General features: G+C 39.9%; 18 protein-coding genes. 10 read left to right on the forward strand and 8 right to left on the reverse strand.

Features of this window, described 5'->3' with window-relative positions; all coding sequences use genetic code 11:
• Nucleotides 1-27: 27 nt before the first annotated feature.
• The 3 genes from AC59IL_RS19070 (at nt 28) to mnmE (ending at nt 3,861) form a co-directional block, all read left to right on the forward strand.
• The gene (locus tag AC59IL_RS19070) at nt 28-864 is read left to right on the forward strand and encodes an energy transducer TonB (protein ID WP_496553778.1); all 837 of its coding nucleotides are present in this window, start codon (nt 28-30) and stop codon (nt 862-864) included.
• 599 nt (nt 865-1,463) lie between these two features.
• Nucleotides 1,464-2,288 (forward strand): energy transducer TonB, encoded by an 825-nt coding sequence (locus AC59IL_RS19075; RefSeq protein ID WP_496553779.1) that lies wholly within the window; start codon nt 1,464-1,466, stop codon nt 2,286-2,288.
• Between the two features lie 187 nt (nt 2,289-2,475).
• On the forward strand, nt 2,476-3,861 hold the full coding sequence (gene mnmE, locus AC59IL_RS19080) for a tRNA uridine-5-carboxymethylaminomethyl(34) synthesis GTPase MnmE (RefSeq protein ID WP_496553780.1): 1,386 nt from the start codon (nt 2,476-2,478) through the stop codon (nt 3,859-3,861).
• Nucleotides 3,862-4,223: 362 nt separating this feature from the next.
• On the opposite strand, the gene AC59IL_RS19085 is transcribed toward mnmE, so the two are convergent.
• The 4 genes from AC59IL_RS19085 to AC59IL_RS19100 all read right to left on the reverse strand — a co-directional run bounded on the left by AC59IL_RS19085 (nt 4,224) and on the right by AC59IL_RS19100 (nt 8,303).
• Nucleotides 4,224-5,246 carry a hypothetical protein gene (locus AC59IL_RS19085; protein WP_496553781.1) on the reverse strand — a complete coding sequence of 341 codons (1,023 nt, stop codon included), beginning with the start codon at nt 5,244-5,246 and terminating at the stop codon, nt 4,224-4,226.
• Between the two features lie 57 nt (nt 5,247-5,303).
• The gene (locus tag AC59IL_RS19090) at nt 5,304-6,851 is read right to left on the reverse strand and encodes a hypothetical protein (RefSeq protein WP_496553782.1); all 1,548 of its coding nucleotides are present in this window, start codon (nt 6,849-6,851) and stop codon (nt 5,304-5,306) included.
• A gap of 1 nt (nt 6,852) precedes the next feature.
• Entirely contained in the window at nt 6,853-7,896 is a 1,044-nt protein-coding gene (locus AC59IL_RS19095; protein WP_496553783.1) for a protein kinase domain-containing protein, read from the reverse strand.
• 65 nt (nt 7,897-7,961) lie between these two features.
• Nucleotides 7,962-8,303: a helix-turn-helix domain-containing protein gene (locus tag AC59IL_RS19100; protein ID WP_496553784.1), complete on the reverse strand. Its 342-nt coding sequence runs from the start codon at nt 8,301-8,303 to the stop codon at nt 7,962-7,964.
• 195 nt (nt 8,304-8,498) lie between these two features.
• Between AC59IL_RS19100 and AC59IL_RS19105 the strand changes: the two genes are divergently transcribed.
• From AC59IL_RS19105 to AC59IL_RS19125, 5 genes are all read left to right on the forward strand, one after another.
• Nucleotides 8,499-8,789: a multiubiquitin domain-containing protein gene (locus AC59IL_RS19105; RefSeq protein ID WP_496553785.1), complete on the forward strand. Its 291-nt coding sequence runs from the start codon at nt 8,499-8,501 to the stop codon at nt 8,787-8,789.
• The gene (locus tag AC59IL_RS19110; RefSeq protein ID WP_496553786.1) at nt 8,749-9,942 is read left to right on the forward strand and encodes a ThiF family adenylyltransferase; all 1,194 of its coding nucleotides are present in this window, start codon (nt 8,749-8,751) and stop codon (nt 9,940-9,942) included. Before AC59IL_RS19105 ends, AC59IL_RS19110 begins: the two co-directional genes overlap by 41 nt.
• Entirely contained in the window at nt 9,932-10,336 is a 405-nt protein-coding gene (locus AC59IL_RS19115) for a ubiquitination-like system serine protease family protein (RefSeq protein WP_496553787.1), read from the forward strand. The genes AC59IL_RS19110 and AC59IL_RS19115 overlap by 11 nt, the downstream gene beginning before the upstream one ends.
• A gap of 42 nt (nt 10,337-10,378) precedes the next feature.
• Entirely contained in the window at nt 10,379-11,263 is an 885-nt protein-coding gene (locus tag AC59IL_RS19120; RefSeq protein ID WP_496553788.1) for a hypothetical protein, read from the forward strand.
• A gap of 242 nt (nt 11,264-11,505) precedes the next feature.
• The gene (locus tag AC59IL_RS19125; RefSeq protein WP_496554059.1) at nt 11,506-11,691 is read left to right on the forward strand and encodes a helix-turn-helix domain-containing protein; all 186 of its coding nucleotides are present in this window, start codon (nt 11,506-11,508) and stop codon (nt 11,689-11,691) included.
• 319 nt (nt 11,692-12,010) lie between these two features.
• Here the strand turns inward: AC59IL_RS19125 and AC59IL_RS19130 are convergent, their stop codons facing one another.
• Entirely contained in the window at nt 12,011-14,788 is a 2,778-nt protein-coding gene (locus tag AC59IL_RS19130; RefSeq protein ID WP_496553789.1) for a hybrid sensor histidine kinase/response regulator transcription factor, read from the reverse strand.
• A 452-nt stretch (nt 14,789-15,240) separates the two neighbouring features.
• On the opposite strand from AC59IL_RS19130, the gene AC59IL_RS19135 reads away from it, so the two are divergent.
• Nucleotides 15,241-15,843, forward strand: a complete 603-nt coding sequence (locus tag AC59IL_RS19135; RefSeq protein WP_496553790.1) for an RteC domain-containing protein — start codon at nt 15,241-15,243, stop codon at nt 15,841-15,843.
• Nucleotides 15,844-15,849: 6 nt separating this feature from the next.
• Here AC59IL_RS19135 and AC59IL_RS19140 read toward each other — a convergent pair whose 3' ends face one another.
• The 3 genes from AC59IL_RS19140 to AC59IL_RS19150 all read right to left on the reverse strand — a co-directional run bounded on the left by AC59IL_RS19140 (nt 15,850) and on the right by AC59IL_RS19150 (nt 20,268).
• On the reverse strand, nt 15,850-17,562 hold the full coding sequence (locus AC59IL_RS19140; RefSeq protein ID WP_496553791.1) for an NPCBM/NEW2 domain-containing protein: 1,713 nt from the start codon (nt 17,560-17,562) through the stop codon (nt 15,850-15,852).
• Between the two features lie 127 nt (nt 17,563-17,689).
• On the reverse strand, nt 17,690-18,850 hold the full coding sequence (locus AC59IL_RS19145) for a glycosyltransferase family 2 protein (protein ID WP_496553792.1): 1,161 nt from the start codon (nt 18,848-18,850) through the stop codon (nt 17,690-17,692).
• A 38-nt stretch (nt 18,851-18,888) separates the two neighbouring features.
• Nucleotides 18,889-20,268, reverse strand: coding sequence for a hypothetical protein (locus AC59IL_RS19150; protein ID WP_496553793.1), 1,380 nt, complete (start codon nt 20,266-20,268; stop codon nt 18,889-18,891).
• A gap of 986 nt (nt 20,269-21,254) precedes the next feature.
• Here AC59IL_RS19150 and AC59IL_RS19155 point away from each other — a divergent pair.
• The gene (locus AC59IL_RS19155; protein WP_496553794.1) at nt 21,255-21,503 is read left to right on the forward strand and encodes a helix-turn-helix domain-containing protein; all 249 of its coding nucleotides are present in this window, start codon (nt 21,255-21,257) and stop codon (nt 21,501-21,503) included.
• The last annotated feature ends 20 nt before the right edge of the window (nt 21,504-21,523 follow it).

A 21,523-nucleotide genomic window follows, 5' to 3' on the forward strand; every position in this document is an offset into this window, starting at 1 on the left:
TTTCGATTTATTGTAACAATTTTTAATATGGAAGTCAATAAAATATTAAGCGCTGATGTTCTTGACATCATCTTTGAGGGCAGGAATAAAGACTACGGTGCTTATGAGTTGCGTAAAACCTATAATAAGCGGCTGGTAATGTCGCTTCTTGCGGTGGCCGCACTTTGTCTTCTGTTGTTCATCGGGTACATTGTTTCAAATTTGCTCGAAAACAACAAGGCGAATAAGGACGTAGTGGTGCAGGACGTGCAGCTCGAAGAGATTAAACAGGAAGAAAAGAAGGAGGAACCACCTCCGCCACCGCCACCAAAACCACCGGAACCACCAAAAGTGGAAATGGCCAAATTTACTCCTCCCAAAATCGTAAAGGATGAGGAAGTGAAAGAGGAAGAAAAACCACCAGAGGTAGAAAAACTGGAAGAGACCAAGATTGGTACTATGAACCAGGAAGGTGTGAAAGATGAAGGTATTGTTGCTCCTCCTGCAGATGATGCAGGCAAAGGGGTGGTAGAAGCACCAAGAAAAGAAGACGAAGACTGGGATAAAACATTCACCAAAGTAGAAATTGAGTCTGAATATCCCGGTGGTGCAGCTGCCTGGCAACGTTACCTCAACCGTAACCTTCGCTATCCGCAGGAAGCAATCGATAATGAAGTACAAGGTGCTGTAGTAGTACAGTTCATTGTTGATAAAGAAGGAAACGTGAGTGATGTTGAAGCGATTAGCGGACCTCAGGAATTGCGTGCAGAAGCGGTGCGTGTAATTAAGAAAAGTGGTAAATGGACACCAGCTGTACAAAATGGCCGTCAGGTAAAATCCTACAAGAAACAGCCGATCGTATTCCGTCTTGAAACAGAAGGATAAATTGGTTGGTCAATAAAAAGATTTCAAATCCTCTCCATAATGGAGGGGATTTTTTTATTTGTAGTCGGGAAGACGGGAAGTCCGAAAGACCACAAGACCGCAAGACCGAAAGATGAAGACGGGAAGATTGAGAGGCGGTAAAGAATTGTTGAAAGAAAATATTTTACAGGTTTAATTACTTCGTTTGCGCTGAATTGTTATGATTGTATAACAGCCCTGCTATACACTTTCTTTCCGTCTTCCGGACTTTCTGACTTTACTGACTTTATTATATGGAATGATTCAGATTATGCATCTAAAATATAAGGAGTATAGCCATGGAAATTTCAACCATTTTAACTGCCGATATAGAAGGGTAGGTTGGTTTATCATTAAAATGATTGCAGGATCCTCTCCATAACGGAGGGGATTTTTCATTTATAGTCCGGAAGACTGATAAACAGTATGATGGTTTTACCTTGCTTCGATTATTCTGCATTGATATACTAATATCAGTCCTTGCTAATCATTTCTTTCCGACTTGCGGACTTTACTGACTTTTCCGACTTTTTTTATGGAAACCCACAAGACTATGCATCTAATATATAAAGAGTATAGCCATGGAAATTTCAACCATTCTGACAGCTGATATCCTCGATATCATCTTCGAAGGGCGCAATAAAGACTACGGCGCGTATGAGCTGCGCCGTTCGTACAAGCGCCGTTTGGCAATGTCCATAACTGTTATGTTATCGGTGATATTGCTTATATTCGTCGGGTTTGCGTTTAGCAATAAAATTAAAAAGCCAAACGCACAATTATTGGTGAAGGATGTAATACTTGAACCACCACCTCCGGCTGAAAAACCGGTACCACCCCCGCCACCGTTAAAGCCACTGCCTCCTCCGCCACAGGTTCAAATGGCGAGGTTTACGCCTCCAAGGATTGTACAGGATGACAAGGTGCCGCCGGATGAAAAACCTCCGGTAAATGACGATCTTGATGATGTTAAAATCGGAGATAAAACTCAGGACGGAATTAAAGATGATGGGGCAATAGCACCTCCCGCCGACGAACCAGGAAAAGGAATTATAGAAACACCTAAAAAAGAAGAAGAAGACTGGGATAAAACATTTACCAGTGTACAAATTGAATCAGAATATCCCGGTGGTTCGGCTGCCTGGCAGCGATTCCTGAACAAAAATTTTCGGTATCCGCAGGAAGCGCTTGATAACGAAATACAGGGTTCTGTAGTGGTTCAGTTCATAGTAGATAAGGACGGTTTTGTAAGCGATGTAGAAGCGGTCAGTGGCCCGCAGGAGTTACGGGCAGAAGCTGTTCGTGTAATTAAAAAGAGTGGTAAATGGACGCCGGCTATACAAAACGGCCGCCAGGTAAAATCGTATAAGAAACAACCGATATCATTTCAAATACCTAATGAGTAAGTAATTCTGGTAATGCATTCGGTTCATTGGTCTCATTGTAATTCTAAATAGGGTCATTTGAGTGGGCTGCCTTTTATTGGGCGGCTCACTCTGTTTTAGGGAATAACTCCCTTTACACCATTTAACCCCTAACCTGTATTTTTGCACCTGCTAAAAACAGCGTTACTTTTGATAAAATAGTGATCATATGCAGGGAAAAACAGCAGGATGGGATGATACGATCGTTGCACTGGCTACACCGCAGGGGATAGGGGCCATTGGCATTATACGGTTAAGCGGCAGGCAGTCGTTCAACATTATAAACCACTTATTTCCCTCAAAAGACCTTACCCAACAGGCTTCACATACTCTGCATGTTGGTTATTTAAAACAAAACGGAAAAGTGCTCGATGAAGTGGTGGTTTCGCTGTTTAAAGGCCCAAGGTCGTATACCGGCGAAGATGTGGTAGAAATATCAGGTCACGGTTCACCCTACGTATTGCAGCAAATTATACAGGCCTGTGTAAACGAAGGTGCGCGGGTAGCCAAACCCGGCGAATTTACCCAGCGGGCGTTTTTGAATGGTAAATTAGATCTGGCGCAGGCCGAAGCCGTAGCCGATTTAATTGCCAGCAACACCGAAGCTTCGCGCAAAACAGCCCTGCACAATATTCGCGGCGGGTTTTCAGACAAACTAAAAGATCTGCGCGAACGGCTTATCCGTTTTTCGGCATTGATAGAACTGGAGCTCGACTTTTCGCAGGAAGATGTGGAGTTTGCCGATAGAACGCAGCTATTTGCCCTGATCGATGAAGCACAGCAAACAACGCAACAACTAGCTTCCTCCTTTCAGTTAGGCAACGTAATAAAAAATGGGGTAAGTGTTGCCATCATCGGCAAACCCAATGCCGGTAAAAGCACCCTGCTCAATACACTGCTCAATGAAAACCGCGCCATTGTAAGCGACATTGCCGGCACTACCCGCGACACTATTGAAGAAATACTCAACATCGATGGCATTTTATTCAGACTGATAGATACCGCCGGTATACGCGAACATACGCACGATGTAATTGAAAGCATCGGTATGGAAAAAACGCTGGCCAAAATGCAACAGGCCGATGTGGTGATTTACCTGTTCGATGTAAGTGAAACAACAGCCACTGAGTTAAAGCAAACCATCACTGAGTTCAACAACAAAAAACTGAAATACATACTCGCCGGCAATAAATCAGATACGTTGCCCGACACCGAACTGCAAACCCGCTTCAGCCCCATCCCCGGTATTGTTTTCATATCGGCCAAAGACAACCGCCAAACCGACTTATTAAAAGAAAAATTAGTTGACCTGGTACTGCAGGGCAAAGTACAAACCGACGATACCATTATCACCAATGCACGCCATTACCATGCACTGCAGGAAGTGTTGCAATCACTGGTTGATATTCGCACGGGTTTCGAAAATAAGATCCCCGGCGATCTGGTGGCTCTCGACATACGCAGGTGCTTACATTATTTAGGTGAGATAACGGGCGAAATCACAACAGAGGATCAGTTGGATTATATTTTTAGTAAGTTTTGTATTGGCAAATAAATATATGTAACTTAATGATTTTCAATAAGTTAAAAATTCTAAATCCTTCATTTTTATTGGCATTTATGTCTGGTAATCAATCTGTTATAAAATTGGCCCTATAATTTTACCTCTGTTTCTGGACACTTTTTGACATTCCCTGCCAGGCTATTTTAAACCATTATTGCTTTCTTTTTTTGTTTTGCAATTCGTTTTATTCCGATTTTCTAAGCAAATATGGGGCGTTGGAAAAGCGATTATTCACAGATAGGAGAAAGCTGGGAGAAATGATTTGCAAAAGAGGGAAAAGATGATTCGTACATTTACTAAATTTTTCAAGCCAGGCACAAATTGTTCAAAATCGCCCACCCATTTGTTGACTGTCAAAGTAGAAATGAAAGGCCAAGTAATTGTGCTTTGCCGTTCATGCAGAGGCTAGGCATTGATTCTGCATTTTTGTAAAGTTTAGTTTTATAGTTTTCCACTTTCTCTGCGTTGTTTTTTAGATCCTCTGCGACGTCTTTTACAAAGTCATATTCTGGATCGAAAATGTCTGTTCCTTCAAACATTCCTGATGAAAAGTTATCTGCGTCAATAATCGCCTTCTCAGCATCGAATTGCAAGTGTTTAGGCAGATACTTCCGTACTTTATCTATTATATTATGTGTTATGATTTCCTTTCTGATTTGTGGATCTGGGTATTTGCCTTTTTCGAGTTGGAGATCTTTCTCTCGAATCGCTCGATAAAGAAAATTGGTAATTGCCGCTAGCTCGATGCTAAGTTCGCCTTCGATGTCTTCGGGGGATGGCGTGGTCAATGCGCCGTCATTGTCTTGAAATTTATTGACGATTCGTTGAGCAAGTTGTTCGGTAGCGAACCAATCGGCATCAATTTCCCGAACATGGCTGTCAAGGATAGTGTTATTATGTTCTTTAAGCCGTATGCTTTCTTCGCTAGCGGTAGTTGGTTCTACCAAATCTTGAAGTTGGTGTGCAAACTCATGGTCAGTTTGAAATTCTGCGATGTCTGAAATCAGTACTTCGGCGGCTGGCTTGCCACGCTTAGCAAAAGCTTTCTTTAAATTTTCACTAGCATGGTTTTCGACAACGTATTGTGCATTGTCAAAACGCTCGTAGAGACCGCTGACGATTTTGTCACTTAATGTTATTGTCTTAAAAGACGACCTGGAAATTCCAGTGGGGTCAGGGTCGGACTCATAGGCGAAGGCAATCTCAATAAGTCCTGTTTTTTCGGCCAGTTTTTGGATGTTAGTATTACAGGTTATGAAAACTGAATTATACAACGGTACCAAGTTTCCTTCACTGCTATAGTCAAATACACCCATGAAGCGAGGTCCGGTTCCCTCTCTATATTGTTTTAAAATAGTCGCGTATTGCTCTATCATGTTTGTTGGTATCAATAGCATCAACTAAGGCGCCTGCCTTCCTGATTCTAGCTTTTTTTATCTGTGTGACGCTTTTTCGTATGCTTTTTTAACCGCAGCAATAATATGCCTTAATTGTTCTTCAAGATCGTACTCTTTACCGTCTTTGAGTAGCCTTTCTAAGGCACTAACAACTATCGGATAAGGACGTTCTCCGGAAAAGTAGCTTTCGCGTAGATAGTTTGCTTCAGCAAGTCGCTTTAGGCCTTGGAAGTTATTCTTAGTGGCGACTTCAATAGCTTTTTGATAATACTCTTTTCCAGCGATTATATCCTTTGATCGATAGTGATAATATCCTGTTGTTGCAAGCGCAAAGCATTGTTGCCTAGGGTTCGAAACCAATTGATCTAAATGTGGCAACAATTCTTGAGCTTTAAAAAGATTATTATCTGAGATATATGCAAATACAAGGTTGTTGATAATTGGAAAATAATCCCAGTTTGTTTTTGCGCCAAGTTCTCCAACCTCTATCGCAGTTTCATAATTTTCGGTAAGTCCAGTGCAAAGGTATGATACAAAATGGCATGCCCGTTTTGAGAAGGGTTGATCCATTACCCAAAGAAGCGCTTCGTTAAGGCATTTATCATATACTTTCTTGTGTAAGTACTCAAATGTTCGGGCTTCAAATCCAAAAGATATGGTATCAAGCCAAGGCTCAATGGAAATTTCATTGATTTCATGAGCAATCCATTCAGCTTGCGCTAGGCTATTGTCGTTAGGCGATAAAAGCGACTGGCGAGTCAGCTTACGTGCTTTCCTAAAAGAATCGTTTTTAAATTCCATTGTTCCAAGCACTCCGGCAAGCTCAGATATAGATTCTGGGCTGTAGTTATTGGAGCCGAGGATTTCAAAGCCCCGTTTGGCGTTTACAGCATGTCGTTCCATTTTATTCGCATACGATATATCAACAGATAAAAGCCAAGGGTCAGATTTTAAATATGGGGAACGTCTTATGAGACTTTGAGCTTCATCGTACCGTCCGATGTGATAAAAAAAGCGAGATACACTTCTTAAAAAGTATTTATTCTGATTGTTGGAAAAATGCATAGCAATGTAAATGCATTTTTCAGCTTTTTTGACGTCACCAGTAATCGAATATAACCGTGCGAGCTCTAACCATAGGAATTCATTTCTCAGATAGAACGATATCTTTCGCTTGATGGATACAATTTCACGTTTCGTTGACTCAAAGAGCCTCAAAACCGGGACAACGGTAATGTCTTCCGCTTGTTCGTTAGTCGAGTCGTCAATCAATATCTCCTTTATGATTTTCCGCAATATGGGCGATAAGTTCGCAGCATGTTGTTTTAAATATATTGCTGCTCCACGGGCAAGTTCAAATTCTCGATTAACATATGCGGAATGTACTAGCTCCCAAGCTTCGCCCACTGTACCATTAATATGCCATTCCTTAACTTTTTTGTCAAGTGTTCTAGCTATTACAGTGGCAGCGTCAGCATTTTCTTTTGGAAACAATAGTTTATGTTCACCTGTAATGATTTGAGGGCTGAATTTTCTCCAGCGTGGGATGATTAGCCGATTAGTCTGTTCGAAGTAGATTGCCATATTACAATAGTTTACTTTCGAACTTGTTTGCAAGTACGTCGAAAGTTGTAATGAATCTCTCCATAGAGTATTGGTCAATAGGTAGACTATCCGGATGTCCTCTTTTCGCAGGGTCGGGATCACATAAATATTTTACGAGCTTTGTTATATTGCGTACAATTTCCTTATCAGAAAAGGTAATGGTCAGTTGCTCCTCCAAAAATTCAAGAATCTCTTGGAACGCGACCTTGAGAACAGCGAGGACTTGGTCAAAGTAGCCTCGCCAGGCTCCTTTTTTAAACTCAGGAGCTAAATAAGTTTCATACAGGGCAGTCATCGGCATTTGTGTATAATAAAATGAAACCAGGCTACCAAGGTGATATAAATCCGTAGCTCTTCTCCTTACATCCCACGTAGAGCCCACAAAATCTAGGCGCTGTTCTGGGGGCGCATAGTCAGGATCTCCGGCGATAATATTGTTAAAGAAAATTGATTGCTTTGAGTTGATTTCCGCATGACCAAGATCAGCTACTTTGCATGATCCGTTGTTGTTGAAAAGCAAAATATTTGAACCTTTCAAATCCTGATGAACAATTCCCGCCGCATGAAGTTGTGAAATTGCAACAGCGACATTATGCAAAGACCGCATAAGAGAAGCATTGTCTAAATTGTGAGCGATTTGAAGCACGTGCTCTCGAATTGTGGTCTCTGCTAATTCAAAAATTAAATATGGCACAATTGTCGGCACATGTGCCAAGGGCATAACATCTCCGGCGCCAAGAATTCTCACCACACGATCCATCTTTTTTCCTTCGCATGTACTACAAAGTTCCTTTTCATACTCAAAAGCATTAAAAAGTATACGGAGTTGATTGGTTGGATTGGGGCCTCGCATTGCCCTGGATACATCCAGAGCCTTTAGAAATGCTATTTGTCCGTTCCTTTTTACTTTGTAACAAATAGAAAAATTGCCACCTGAATGGTCTTCGCCATGTTCAATTTTTTCTGTAACAAGCCAACCGTCGACAAGAATTAGCCCTGTCAGATGCTCTGCGGGATTTTCCATGTAGTTCGGATTTAAGTATGGGCATTAAGTTTACTGTGGATCCCGGCGATATGAGCAGGATATCCTTACTTGCTGTTCTGATAACGTAGGTATCGCAGGTATTTAATCAGTTCCTGTTCTTCCTCATCTGTTATTTTTTCAGTACTTAGTACTTGTGAATTGGAAAAAAAGCCTCCTTTCTGTGGTTTGTAATCGGGAATGATACCAGCGGCACCTAAAAAATTTTCAAGAGGTACATTATATATAGTAGCTAGCTTATACAAAACGGCGGCCGAAGGCTTCTTGATTTTGTCGTTTTCAAGTTGACTAAGATAAGCATTCGAAATACCCGTGGCTTCCTCTACCTGGCGCAACGTAAAAGGTATTAATTCCCGGGCGTCTTTGAGAGTTTTGCCTAAAGTATCCATGCTTAGAATTTAACGAAGCACAAAGCTACGGAATAATCTCAGTTTAGCAAACGAATCTAAGTTATTGCTTGATTAATATTTTTTCACTAAATATTTGCTTGATAAATTTAGATTTGCTATTTTTGCTTTGATTTGATCATGGGAAGTGGATAATAAGTGTTTATAGTCAATCAGTTATATTATAAAAAAAACAAGATGAATCAATTTACAGAAAACAAAGGTGGGGGCCAGGGGCCTGACAAAGACAAGAAGAAAGTCACAATTATTATTAACGGTTCAGCAGAGGAGGTGGAGAAGGAGGAAATGACCTACGAGGAGATCGTAACATTGGCGTTTCCTGATTTCCCACAGCACCCAGAACGGAATTATTCAGTAAAATATACCAGGGGGCATGGTAATAAGCCGGAAGGCATTCTGTCTCCTGGTGGTAAAATAAAAGTTAAAGATGGAATGGAATTTACGGTTACGCCAACTGGTCAGTCATAATGAAGATCTGAAAAAGCTTTTGGAAAGGGGGTACGCTATTGCGCTGGATAATAACCATTTAGTGATAAGAGATATCCCGTACTTGGATGAACATGGCGCGCTTAAGAAGGGCGCAATTGTATCTAAGCTCGTGGATATTGGTCAAGATCGGGTTCAGCAGAGTGACCACCAAATCTATTTTTGCGGTTCTCATCCTTGTGAACTAAATGGCCAAAAGATCGCAAATCTTGGTGGAGGAGCTGCGGTGATACCATTAGGCTCATCCGATTTAAAAGTGGAAAGGTCTTTTTCCAATAAACCTACAGCAACTGGAGTATTTGCCGACCATTTCGAAAAAATTGAAAATTATGTGGCGTTATTTTCGGGGCCGGCTATGGAAAAATACCCTACTGAAACACCATATACTTTTAGGCAATATGAAAGCGTTGGAGATTCGGTGTTCAAGATCAGCGATACCCTTACAAGTCGCGCAGAAATAGTAGATCTTTCGGCCAGGTTTCAAGATGACGTTATTGCAATTATTGGGCTGGGAGGTACCGGGGCGTATATTCTCGACTTTCTTGTAAAAACGCCTGTGAAAGAAATACGAGGATTTGATGGCGATAGATTTCATGTACATAATGCATTTAGGTCACCAGGAGCGCTGGATAACGATGAACTCGGAAAAAGCAAGGCGGAAATATATCAAAACAGATATGATAACTTTCGGCATGGCCTTATGCTCAATTCTAAATTTATCCTGGCAGATTCTGAAGATGACCTAAATGGTGCAACTTTTGCATTCGTTTGTGTTGATAAGGGCTCGGCTCGCGCAGGTATATTCGAGTTGCTGTTGAAAATGGGCATTCCCTTTATTGATGTCGGAATGGGGCTCAACCGTGAAAAGGGATCGATTGGTGGAATGGTTAGAACAACTTATTATTCTCCCGACGACGCTGCCGTGATAGCCGCGAAAAAGCTTGCGCCGATGGCGGACTATCCTGATGATGTCTACAAGGCGAACATTCAAATTTCCGAACTGAACGCATTAAACGCGTGCCTTGCCGTGCTCAAATACAAGCAGCTGCGTGGTTTCTACAAAGATAGCAACATGTTTTATAACATGCTTTTTGATATAAGCGATAACCGAAATGTTGGCGAAAATGAACTCTAAGATTCAGTTAATGCTTGTAGAGTTTTTACCCAAGAGTCTTGAAACCGGGATACTCTACGTGTCAGAACGTTTCAACATCGCAGCCCACATGTGCCCCTGCGGATGTGGAAACAAAATTGTCACACCGCTTGGTCCCAGCGAATGGTCATTCTATGAAAAAAACGGAAAACCGACGCTATCACCATCAATCGGGAATTGGCAGATACCCTGCAGATCACACTATTGGATCAGGGAGGGCGAAATTGAGTGGTCGTATCAATGGTCTGAAGAAAAGATAGAAGCTGGACGAAAAAGAGATCACGCCAGGTTGATGGCCTACTTTAAGCAAAAGGAACATGCGAAAAAGTATTCGATTTGGAGACGTTTTAAAAACTGGCTCTTCAGAAACAGGTAAATGACCAAATTGAAATATCCGCGTAGCGGATAGGAATGTTGTATGAATCAAAAGAAGTACTTAACTCCAGAATTAATTAAAGAAGTATTGCGCCAGGCGAGCGATATCGTCTGGCAAATGGGTGTACTTGCCAAATTCACGAAGAAGTGGTATGATGTGCTGACCGTATCGCCGCTTGGGTTAATTCATATTGAAGGAAATGAAGATACCGGCTGGAAGCATATTTCAGAAAGGCATGGTTTCTTTTCTGATAAGCGTTACTTCGGGGATGGCGCAATAGGAAACCCGAATAAATTTACCCGCAGAAGCGTTCCGATCGAGGACTACAGAAGGATTGCCGATGACATTTACAGGCAGCATCAAATAGACAATAAAGAACATGCTGACGCAGCACTTTTTGTAAAATACAGGGGTAAGTCAGCCATGTACAATGGGTCAAATGGTATGGAGATGGAGTTTCACTTAGTGCTGTATAGGGGAACAAAAATAGTTCACTCGCTGTACCCGGCTAAAAACTTGGAGGGAAAGCTTCCCAAAAAAGTGTTGAAAGAATTTATCAGGGCCAATGATAAAATCCGAGCAGAACATAAAATAGCCGATGACTATTTTATGGTGTATATACCGTACGAAAATAAGGAGGACGTTATTCGATACACTATAATTTTCAAAATTGACAAAGAATCGTTGATGACAAAGGGATATATCCAGACACATGCGTTGAATGGTTGCCCTATATTTATTACCTACTCGGAGCTTTGCCATTTTAAGATTAACACCGTTCTGCCGAAAGGCTTCGAAGAAGCCGATATTGAATTCGTAAGATTTATAAACGGGCTCACTCTGGCTGATTTGTCTAAATTAGAAGCAATTATCGAAAAAATAGAAGAACAGGTTCAGATCGTGGTGGAAAGAGGCGAAGAGTTATAAGTCAATATATGGAAATAGCAGGTAATCTGTTTAGTAATACTGTTTATAATTGACTGGCTTTATGCATATTTTTGTTCATCGAACAGATTTACTGGAGAAACATTTAAACAGGAAGTGCAGTAGTACTTCTTGCTGTATTTTTTATGAGACGTGAAATATTATTTGTGGGATATACTGAGGATGAAGCGAAAAGTTTCATTAAAAACATCGTTAAAGACTGCTTGAATGAATATAAACTACAAATGGGGAATGAAGAGCAACAGTTGACAATAAAGCAAGCTTGTAAATATATGAGTGTATCGGCGCCTACGTTGCGGAGATATGTGCAATTAGGATATATCAGACGGCACGATTTAGGGCCTAAGAAAAAATATTTTTACTTGTCGGAATTGAAAGAAGATATCAAATCGTTTTCAAACCTACAGTAGGTTTAAATTCGTTAACAGAAAATATTTCGATGTGAAGACTCTTGTTGTGAAGGCAGTCACAGGTATATCGTTTGTACATTGTGAACCTCTTATTATTCTAATCAGGCATTCTTAACAGGTAGCTAGCCTGCTTATTTATCGGTAGCATCAGGAACATATAATCGTTTTATGGGGATGTCTTCCTGGTGTTAACGTAAAGCAAGAAACGAAAAATATTGAGATAGGCATGGCCGTGGATTGTACCTCTTGATAGGCAAATATTTGAAAGTCAAAGGAATGTAAATTCTGTATTGGAAGTAGTTAAAGCAGGATTCACCATTCACCTCTCCCTGAACTCTTTCGGTGTAACCCCCACTTTTGATTTAAAAACGGTTGAGAAATAAGCGGGAGATGTGAACCCTGTTCTGGATGCTATCTCTGCAATAGTAAAGGATTCATTCTTTAAAAGATATTTAGCCTTCTGCAATCTCGTACTTAAAATATAATCATTGACATTCATGTTCAATAATGTTTTCACCTTCTTGTACAACTGAACTCTTGAAACACCCATGTTCTTACAAATGCTGTCTACGCTGAAATCTTCGTTCGACAAATTACTTTCTACCAAAGCCGTAAATTCACTGATGAATTTCCTATCGGGTTTACTTATTATTTGTGTATTTAAAGCAACAGGCGTTTCACCGGTAAAATGTTCTTTCAACCGCGCGCGGTTGGTGAGCAGGCTTTTTATAGTTTGATCAAGAAACGCTGTGTTGAATGGCTTTGCAACATAGGCATCTGCCCAGTTTTTCATGCCTTCAATTTGTTGTTCTATCGAAGTTTTGGCAGTTAATAAAACAACAGGAATATGCGAAGTACGGAAATCAGTTTTAATAATACGGGTTAGCGCCAGGCCGTCTTTACCAGGAATCACCACATCGCAAATGATCAGATCCGGAATATGATCGAAAGCCTGCTGCAAAGCCGTTTGACCGTTATCTGCTTCCAGTATTTCGTATTGCGTATTTAATTTTCCTGCCAAAAAATGTCGCAGATCTGCATTGTCTTCGATAATCAAAACCGTATATTCTTTTTTTGTTTGTTTGGTTTCTTCTTCATGCTTTACAGTTTGTTCGGTAGTAAGATCAGCAGTATATATTTTTTCATGTTCGTATAAAATTGAGCTGATTGCCTCAGGCGATGAATCTGCCATTTCATCTTTTGAAAGATGTTCATTGCCCAGCGGAAGGTAAATTTCGAACGTTGTACCTTTCAAATTTTCACTTGCTACAGTAATGGAACCTTTATGCAGTTCAATCAGATTTTTCGACAACGCCAGTCCAAGCCCTGATCCCTTGTAGTTCTCATATTCACCCTGGTAAAATACATCAAAGGCGTGTTCAATAGCATCTTTCGACATGCCCACTCCATTATCTTCAATTTTTATAACTGCGTTGTTGCTGTTTTCGCTTTTGCTGATGTAAATATGTATATAACCATTGTCTTTGGTAAACTTGAAAGCATTGGACAGCAAATTAAAAATAACTTTGTCCAGCATCGTTACATCCATCCAGGTATTCAAATGTGGTTCCGTTGTAATCAACCTTAAATCAATATTTCTTTTTTGAGCAATGCTTTTATACGATTGAACAATATCGGAAACAAAAATTATCAAATCGTTTTCAGATGCTTTTAATTTCATTTTATCCACCTCTATCTTTCTGAAATCCATTAACTGGTTCACCAGTCGCAACAACCGCATTACATTCTTTTGAATTAAACCAAGGGTTTGGCTGGTGCTGTACTGGTTTTTGTTACTGGCCATCAATTCTTCCAGTGGTCCCAAAATGAGGGTTAAAGGCGTTCTGAACTCATGGGAGATATTGGTGAAAAAGTTCACTTTTGCCTCATTGGCAGCTTTTGCTTTTTCCGACATTTGTACCAATTGCGCCTGCTGTTCAAGAATTTCCTGGTTTTGCAGCTGCAACTTTTTACTGATTTTACGATATTGCTGCAGCGAGTAAAATGCCAGGCCCCCTAAAATAAGTGATAAAAAAAGCGATGAAACCAGTATATATACAAAAGTGCGCTGGTTGTTATAAATCCTTTTTTGTTCCTGTAACATGTTTTTCTGCCGCTCTATTTGTGTTTGCTGACTGGCAGCTTTCGCAACCTGCAATTGCATAATACGCACGTTGGTTGAATCGATGACCGTAGTTTGAATCAGATTTTCTTTAGGAAAACTTTCTTTATTAAGAATCTTTACGGCTGTTCTGATAATTTCCTCACCCCCTGTAGGGTTTAGCATGGTAGCTGTTATTGTTTTGTCGGAAACGAATTTCAAACCGGTACTCGGCAAACCATCCACTCCAATGATAGCCGGTTTAATGCCCACCCTATTTTTAAATACCTCGTAAGCAGCTTGCGCCATCATATCGTTTTGGGCAAATACCAGGTTCACATCCGGATAGCGTGCTGCTATTTTCGACAATTCATTTTTTGCCGTTTCGTGTAACCACTCGCCGTTTATCTGCTGTATCACCTGTAGCGAAGGATAGTTTTTGATAGCATCGGCAAATCCGTTGTGTCGTTCTATGGCAGGCGACGATTTGGGCAACCCGGTAATTTCAATGATCTTTCCTTTGCCGTTGAGCAGATGCACAGCATACTGGCCAGCCATTTTGCCGATTGCATAATTGTCGCTGCCTATATAAGCGGTGTAATGGGGCGTAGCTACTTTGCGGTCGACTACTATTACAGGTATACCTTTAAGAAAAGCCTGTTTTACCACAGGGGTTAATGGTTCGCCTTCGTTGGGAGAGATGATAAACAGATCAATAGCCGACTGCAGCAACTCGTTCGCCTGCACTACCTGCTTTTGACTGTTGCCATCTGCTTGCCGGTAAATGAAATGTATATTAGGATGAAAAGCCAGTTCGCGATTCATTTCCTGCAGCATGGTTTTTCGCCAGTCGTCTGATTCAACGCATTGAGAGAACCCGATTGTATAATACCGCTGCTTCTGATCATTGGTACAGCCCCCTAAAAATATAAGCAAAACCATGGTGCTTAAAACCAGGCGGGCTATATAAAAGCTACCCCGTTCGGTTGATGACAAGCAATTCGTTATTGATGGTATAAAAAACATGCTGGCGGCAATGCAAAGTGGAAAAACAACTCCTTTTAAAATATAAATTTACGCAGTCGATATGGGGTGTTCAGCTTTTGAGCAACTTGTAGGGTGCTATGATGAAACAAATTCGAAAGACCACATTACAATTTCTAAAGACCGTAAAAATTTAAATTATACTATTCATTGAACATTAGTCTTTTATAAAAGCATAAGGCTGTTTTATTAATTAGAAATTATTTGAAACAGGATCAGAATATCCGCGGCCACCAATTAAAGTATTTTGCAGAGAATTGCTTGTTGTATGGCCAAAATAAAATTGCTTCTGTGCAGTTGACGGATACCATACTTTTTAATTGAAATAATCTGCCTTTGTGAATGATTGAATGCCGGGGTTTGTATTTACTTACCCTATTTTTCAATTACTTAAGTAAAAATGTATGAAATATTCATCCCTATTAACAGAAAGCAGCCAGGTTTATAAATCGATTGAACAGCAAATTGAAAAGGGTACATTGGAAACCGACGAGGGAAAATGGATAGAGCGGGCGTTTGGGTTGGCTATGAAAACCTGGCTCGACATTGAGGAAATGGCCAGTAATTACCGGTTTTTGAATCGGGAGGAAGAAATATATTTTTATAAAAACCTGAAGCCGGGGTTTACTGGGTTGATTGAATATTTTACACTTTTATATAAATGTGTTGTATTTCAGCCAGAGGATTCTCTGGCAAGAGGGGAATACTGGAAACATGAATTGAAGAATTGCAGGGAATCGATCTCCATATATGAGTCAGGCTGCCTGTATTATGAGCAACAACAGTCCAATACGGATATGTGTTTTTTGCAACAAAACAATCAGCAACCGTTACTTTTCGGACTCAAATTAAATCGGTTTAATTTTACGGCTACTTCTTACAGCCATTTGCGTGGCAGGTTGAATGCTATGAAAAGATATAAAAAGTACATACAGTTTAAATTGTATGAAAACACAGGTTCATTGGAATACCAACCATTTTTTGAACGCCATTCCTCTGCTAATTGAACGTTCTTATTTCACGCTGGTAAGTCGGTATAATCCTGCACCATGTTTTCTAATACTAATAGAAAATTTATCCTTAAACAGACCTAATTGCTTACCGGTCCATAAATCCACGATTTTACATTGCTGCAAACCCAATGTAGCCAAATCTATATCAATGATGGCCGAAGCGGGTGGCACAGGACCGAAAGGCTTCTCGGTAAAAACCATAAACTTAATGGTTGCACCGATGTTCTGATCGGCTGCTGCTTTATCAAGGCCAGCCATAGCTGTAAATCGGGTAACTCCTTCAGGAAGGTCATATTCAATTACCGAATTGGCATGTACTCCCAAACCCGAAACATATTTTTTGCCTTCGACTGTTAACTCACCGCCGGATACTGATTTGTTAACACCGGGCTTTCCCCATCCTGACGTAGCCTTCGTCCACTTTAGCGTAGTTAATAAAATGGAATCATTTCCCTTATATAATATGGGATTTATCCAGTCTGCATGGTCGCAGTCAATATTATCTATTGCTGAAGCGGCCAGATAGAGTTTTTTATCACCGTTTATTTTAATATCCAGCATTTCGGATTGCCGTTGCCTGTTGATTACCTTGCTTTTCCATATCGCTTTGCTTTCTATTATATCCTCTTCGTCGGCAATGTTGAATACGGCCAAAAATGTAGAGCCATTGGCCGGGTCTTCTGCTATCCAGGCAGCCTGTTTTTCATTGCGAAAAATGGGTCTGTTGCCGATGCTCTTATTCAATACATACAACACGTTTTTATTTGTAATAAGCAAATCTGTAAAAGGATCGTTATCAGGAAGGTTACCACCGAACATCAGCGGCGATTTAAATATACTCCAAAGCGTCATCAATGTGTATTGTTCATCTCTGGTTAAACTGGTCATTCTCGGATCCCCTATTTCAGCGCGTATGCCTATTCGACCCAGCGGCAATATATCACCATCAGGATATGCGCCGGATGAACGCCATTTGTTCCATCGCTCAAACAGTTCAAAGTGTTCTTTTATTTGTCGCCATTTATCCCAGAAATCGTTTGCTATGCGAAACGTATTGGCATGTTGTTGCAGATGCGCCGCATAATTAAGCGATGTTTCACCCGGTGAGGTGCTTAACACTATCTTACGGCCTGTTTTTTCAATGGCCCTTCTGATCATTTCTACTTCACCGGAAAAATAAGTGGGCGATGTAAGGTCATCTACCTTTACCAAATCAACTCCCCAGGAAGCGTACAATTCAAAAATGGAATTATAATATTCCTGAGAGCCCGCTTTGCCGGGAATAATGGTGCACATATCATGCAGCCAGCGGCAATTATCGGAAAGTGAATAAATGTCATTGGCGGTGAGCGGTGTGCCTTTAATGGGAAGGTTTCGTTTTACTGCTTCTATCGGCACGCCACGCATAATCTGAATTCCAAACTTCAGCCCTTTTTTATGCAGGTAATCGGCCAGAGGTTTGAATCCCTTGCCGCCGGCAGCAGACGGAAACCTGTTTATGGCAGGCAAAAACCTGCCGAAGCTGTCGATTGAATATTCCGGGTTTTTTTCGTTATAACCATGTGCTTTACCGTTACCAACATACCAACGGATATCTACAACAATATAGTCCCATCCGTACAGCAATAAATGATTGGCCATAAAATCTGCATTGGCCTTTACTTCTTCCTCTGTAACGGTTGAACCAAAACAATCCCAACTATCCCAACCCATGGGAGGGCTTGGCGTCCAATTGTGAAAATCATTTTTTTTGTGTGGCTGCGTACATGCGGCACATACAGTAATTGCGAAAAGTACAAACTTAAATAAAGTTTTATTTGATATTGACTTTATTGCCATCCTAAAAAGTTACCTGACTATTGTATTTTTGAAGATGCAGAATACTGGTAAAAAAACTGTTGAATATAATTTGAATCCCCAGCAACAGGCATGTGACAGCCGGTATAACAAAACGCAATACCTGCAACGGATCAAGATCTCCAAAGAACTGCCTGTTCCAGATACTGAAACTATAAACTGTTAATATAATTCCTGATAATAAAACAAAGACGCCGGTGCCAAGCCCTCTTTCTAATGAAAAGTATTTGTTGAAGTTTTTAAGCCATTCATTGTTATTATCCAGTCCGGCTTTTATAGCGAAAATTCTTGCTAAAAAATAAAATGTTACCGACTGAAAGCCTATAACTATTGTTATGGCAGAATAAAGCATGGTATGAATATCAAAATGCACAGAGCCGATTTTTACTGGGCCATGAAAAAGCACTGCGGTAGTAAATATGCCAGCCATCATAAACACAAAGCCAGGATATAGGAATAACCATTTAGGACTAAACAATAAAAGGAAACGCAAATGCCGCCATCCATCGCGCCAGGTTCTAAGGTGTGAACGCTTGCTTCTGCCATCGGGATATAGCTTTGTTGGAACCTCGGTAATTTTTAATTTATTCAATGACGATTTTACTATCATTTCTGAAGCAAATTCCATCCCCGGCGAACACAACCCGATGCTTAAAATCGAGTTTCTGTTAAATCCTCTTAGTCCGCAATGAAAATCGCCTATGGTTGTTTTGAAAAAAAGCCTGCCGATAAACGACAGAACAGGATTGCCAAGATACCTGTGTAAAAAGGGCATCGCATTCTTTTCAATTCCACCTTTGAACCTGTTCCCCATTACGAGGTCATAACCATCTCTTAATCTATTCATAAACGGAATAATATCAGTAAAGTCGTAGCTATCATCAGAATCACCCATTATTACATACGTTCCGTTTGCCTGTTCAATACCTGCATGCAAAGCTTTACCGTATCCCTTTTCAGCCACATGTATAACTCTTGCACCCATGCTTTCTGCAATAGTTGGCGAACAATCGATGCTACCGTTATCTGCAATTAAAATTTCGCCCTGTATGTTATTTGTGTTCAGTGCATATTGCGCTTTTAAAACGCATGCCCTGATCGTTTCCTCTTCGTTCAGGCATGGCATTAAAATGGTTAATTCCATAAAAATAACCTTGTTGTTTTTATGTAAGATTGGGTTAATTATCGTGCTGTTTTTATAACAGGAAGTTTCCTATGGATGTAGTTCGTAAGTTTATCTATAAAACCAAACATACTAATGATGACGAATGGCAGTGCTGGTACCAATACCCTTTCCTGGGTATTATCGTTTATGCCGGTTGTTAAAACAGTAAATATCCAACCTGCTAAAGCCAGAAAAACAAAAACTCCGGCCCACTGCACTTTTCTCAAATAAAAAGCGGCATATCCTGTTAATAATAATTCTGCCAGCAAGAGTGCATACAATACATAGCCCTTAATAAATAACAGTTTAAATTGAACGAAGTGTGTGAATCTGTCAATTGTATATTGCAGGTATTTTTTCGTCAACATAGCTTTCCTTATATAGGAGTCAAGCTGCGCTATACTATAATTGTACCGGCTGGGAGGCACATTGAATACGCCGGTCATATCTCTTGTAAACCCATAATCTGTAGGGAAGTTATTATAAACACGCTGGTATTTATAATAATCGTTATTCAGATAGTATATGGCATAATAATGTCCTTCTCCCTTTATGCTATCTATAATTGAAATAAATGTAGGGTCTTCCAGTGTTTTATAGGCATTGCTTAGTATTACGTTGGCAAAATTATTATCATGACTTACAGATGATATATTGAAATGACCGTTTTGCTTTTTATTTGCCAGGCAATAACCTGAAATTATTAAAACACTCACCATTAGGCCGGCAATTTCGAACCTAAGAAATTTACTGTTCTTTTCGTAAACGTATCGTAGTATCCATAACAATCCCATTACGCCATATAAATAAATACAAACCGGTTTTAGCATAACGAGGAACACCATCATGCCATTCACTGCAACAGACTTACCGTATCCGGGATGAATAATATAGTTTGAAATCAAATAAAGCAGGAATGGAAGCGATGATATTAATAATGACTCCGGACAAATTCCATGGTTATAATGTAAAATAACCGGCAAACAGCCATATAAAATGGTAGCGGAATACCCGATAATTTTACTGCGAAACCATTGCCGGCAAAATAAATAAAACGGAACTATACTTATTCCGGAAATAACGCTTTGCACTACTACCACGTTGTCAAAGAAGTCCCCGTTGCTGATTAGCTCTATAAGTTTTAAAAAAAACGGGTATACGGGTGTTCTGAACGCATCTACTTTTCCTTCGAGAATCTGCCGCGATGCGTAATAATAAGTGGCAGTATCCGAGTACCACCATACTCCTTGCTGGTTTACATATTGATATAAATTTCTGAAAGTAACGCACAGTAACAGCAACCACATCACCTCGCAGCCTATTAACCATGAAACAAAGTTTCCTGTTTTTTTCATAACGTTCCACCTGTCGGCTTCCCTGTTATTTATTTCGATCATAATATTATCGGGCTATATTTATATTACTGCATAGGAATCCCTGTTATGCAGTGCTTTATATAACCTGCATAATAAAATAATTACTAAATCATTTTGGCATTTTGATTAACGCACAGTTGCTACAATAAGTAAAACGCTTACCAGTTAGGTTAATGACATGCAACTCTTATTCATAATCTTACTATTATTACAGCATTATAGAGTGTTTGTAAAAGCTGAATCCAAAATTACAATCCGGCACTGCAAATAACTTGCAGCAGATAGAAGTAAGTTTTTTTTTGTGAATTTTAGCTATCTGGTAATGACTGAATATGAGTGTACCAGTACAACATGTGTAGTAGGATATTCTTCTGTTACGTTCATAACTACAAAACCGATATGTCATACAATTGCATTTGAAAATCAATAATCCCCAAATACCCTTGGTAAGGTACTTTTCATACAGTGAAGTAGTAAAACGATTTTGTTTGAATAACGCAATGATGAATGTCTGAAATGCCCGCCGGGTCTTAATTCCATACATCTCTGATAGTAGTAGAATGTGCTTGTATAGGTTAACCTTATTAGATCAATTAAGATTTTATTAAATGTAATTATCACACTTATCGTCAGAAATTACACGTTTTTACTTTAAAACTGCACACTTATCAAATTGATGACATTTAATTACTTTTTCTATTAAATCATTTTTATCTTTAGATAGATTAAACGATACCTTAAACCTAAACAAACTTTGCCATGATGAAAATTAGTTGGCTTTTGAAAGAAGCAACGTGTTTTTCCTTGCTACTAAGTCAAATTACATTGTTCGTGCAAAGGCAACCGATTGGGATGCCACTGCCTGTTTCGCTTCTTCCCTGTTGCCTGCTACACCTTCCCCGCACCAAACGGGTTACAATATAAATCATAGAAAAGCTTCTGGCATAAACGCCTTCACCTACAGGGTGTTGATTGAATTATCTATACGCTTAACCTTATTGCACCATATGGCAAGACACCATTTTAATCGCCTTGAATACCTCGATTATTTAATCCGGCTTAAGGCAACCGGCAGCCCCGATAGTCTGGCAAAAAAATTACACCTCTCAGTACGAACTGTTTTTGGCTATATTGATATATTGAAATCACTCGGAGCACCCATTGCTTATAATAAAGAAAAAGAAACCTATTATTATACCGAAAGTGGCAGCTTTTACTTTAAGTTTCAAAAAGACAAAAGTATATCCGAAAATTGATCATTCCTGCCCTTGTCTTT

Source organism: Niastella sp. sgz303648 (assembly GCF_059587045.1).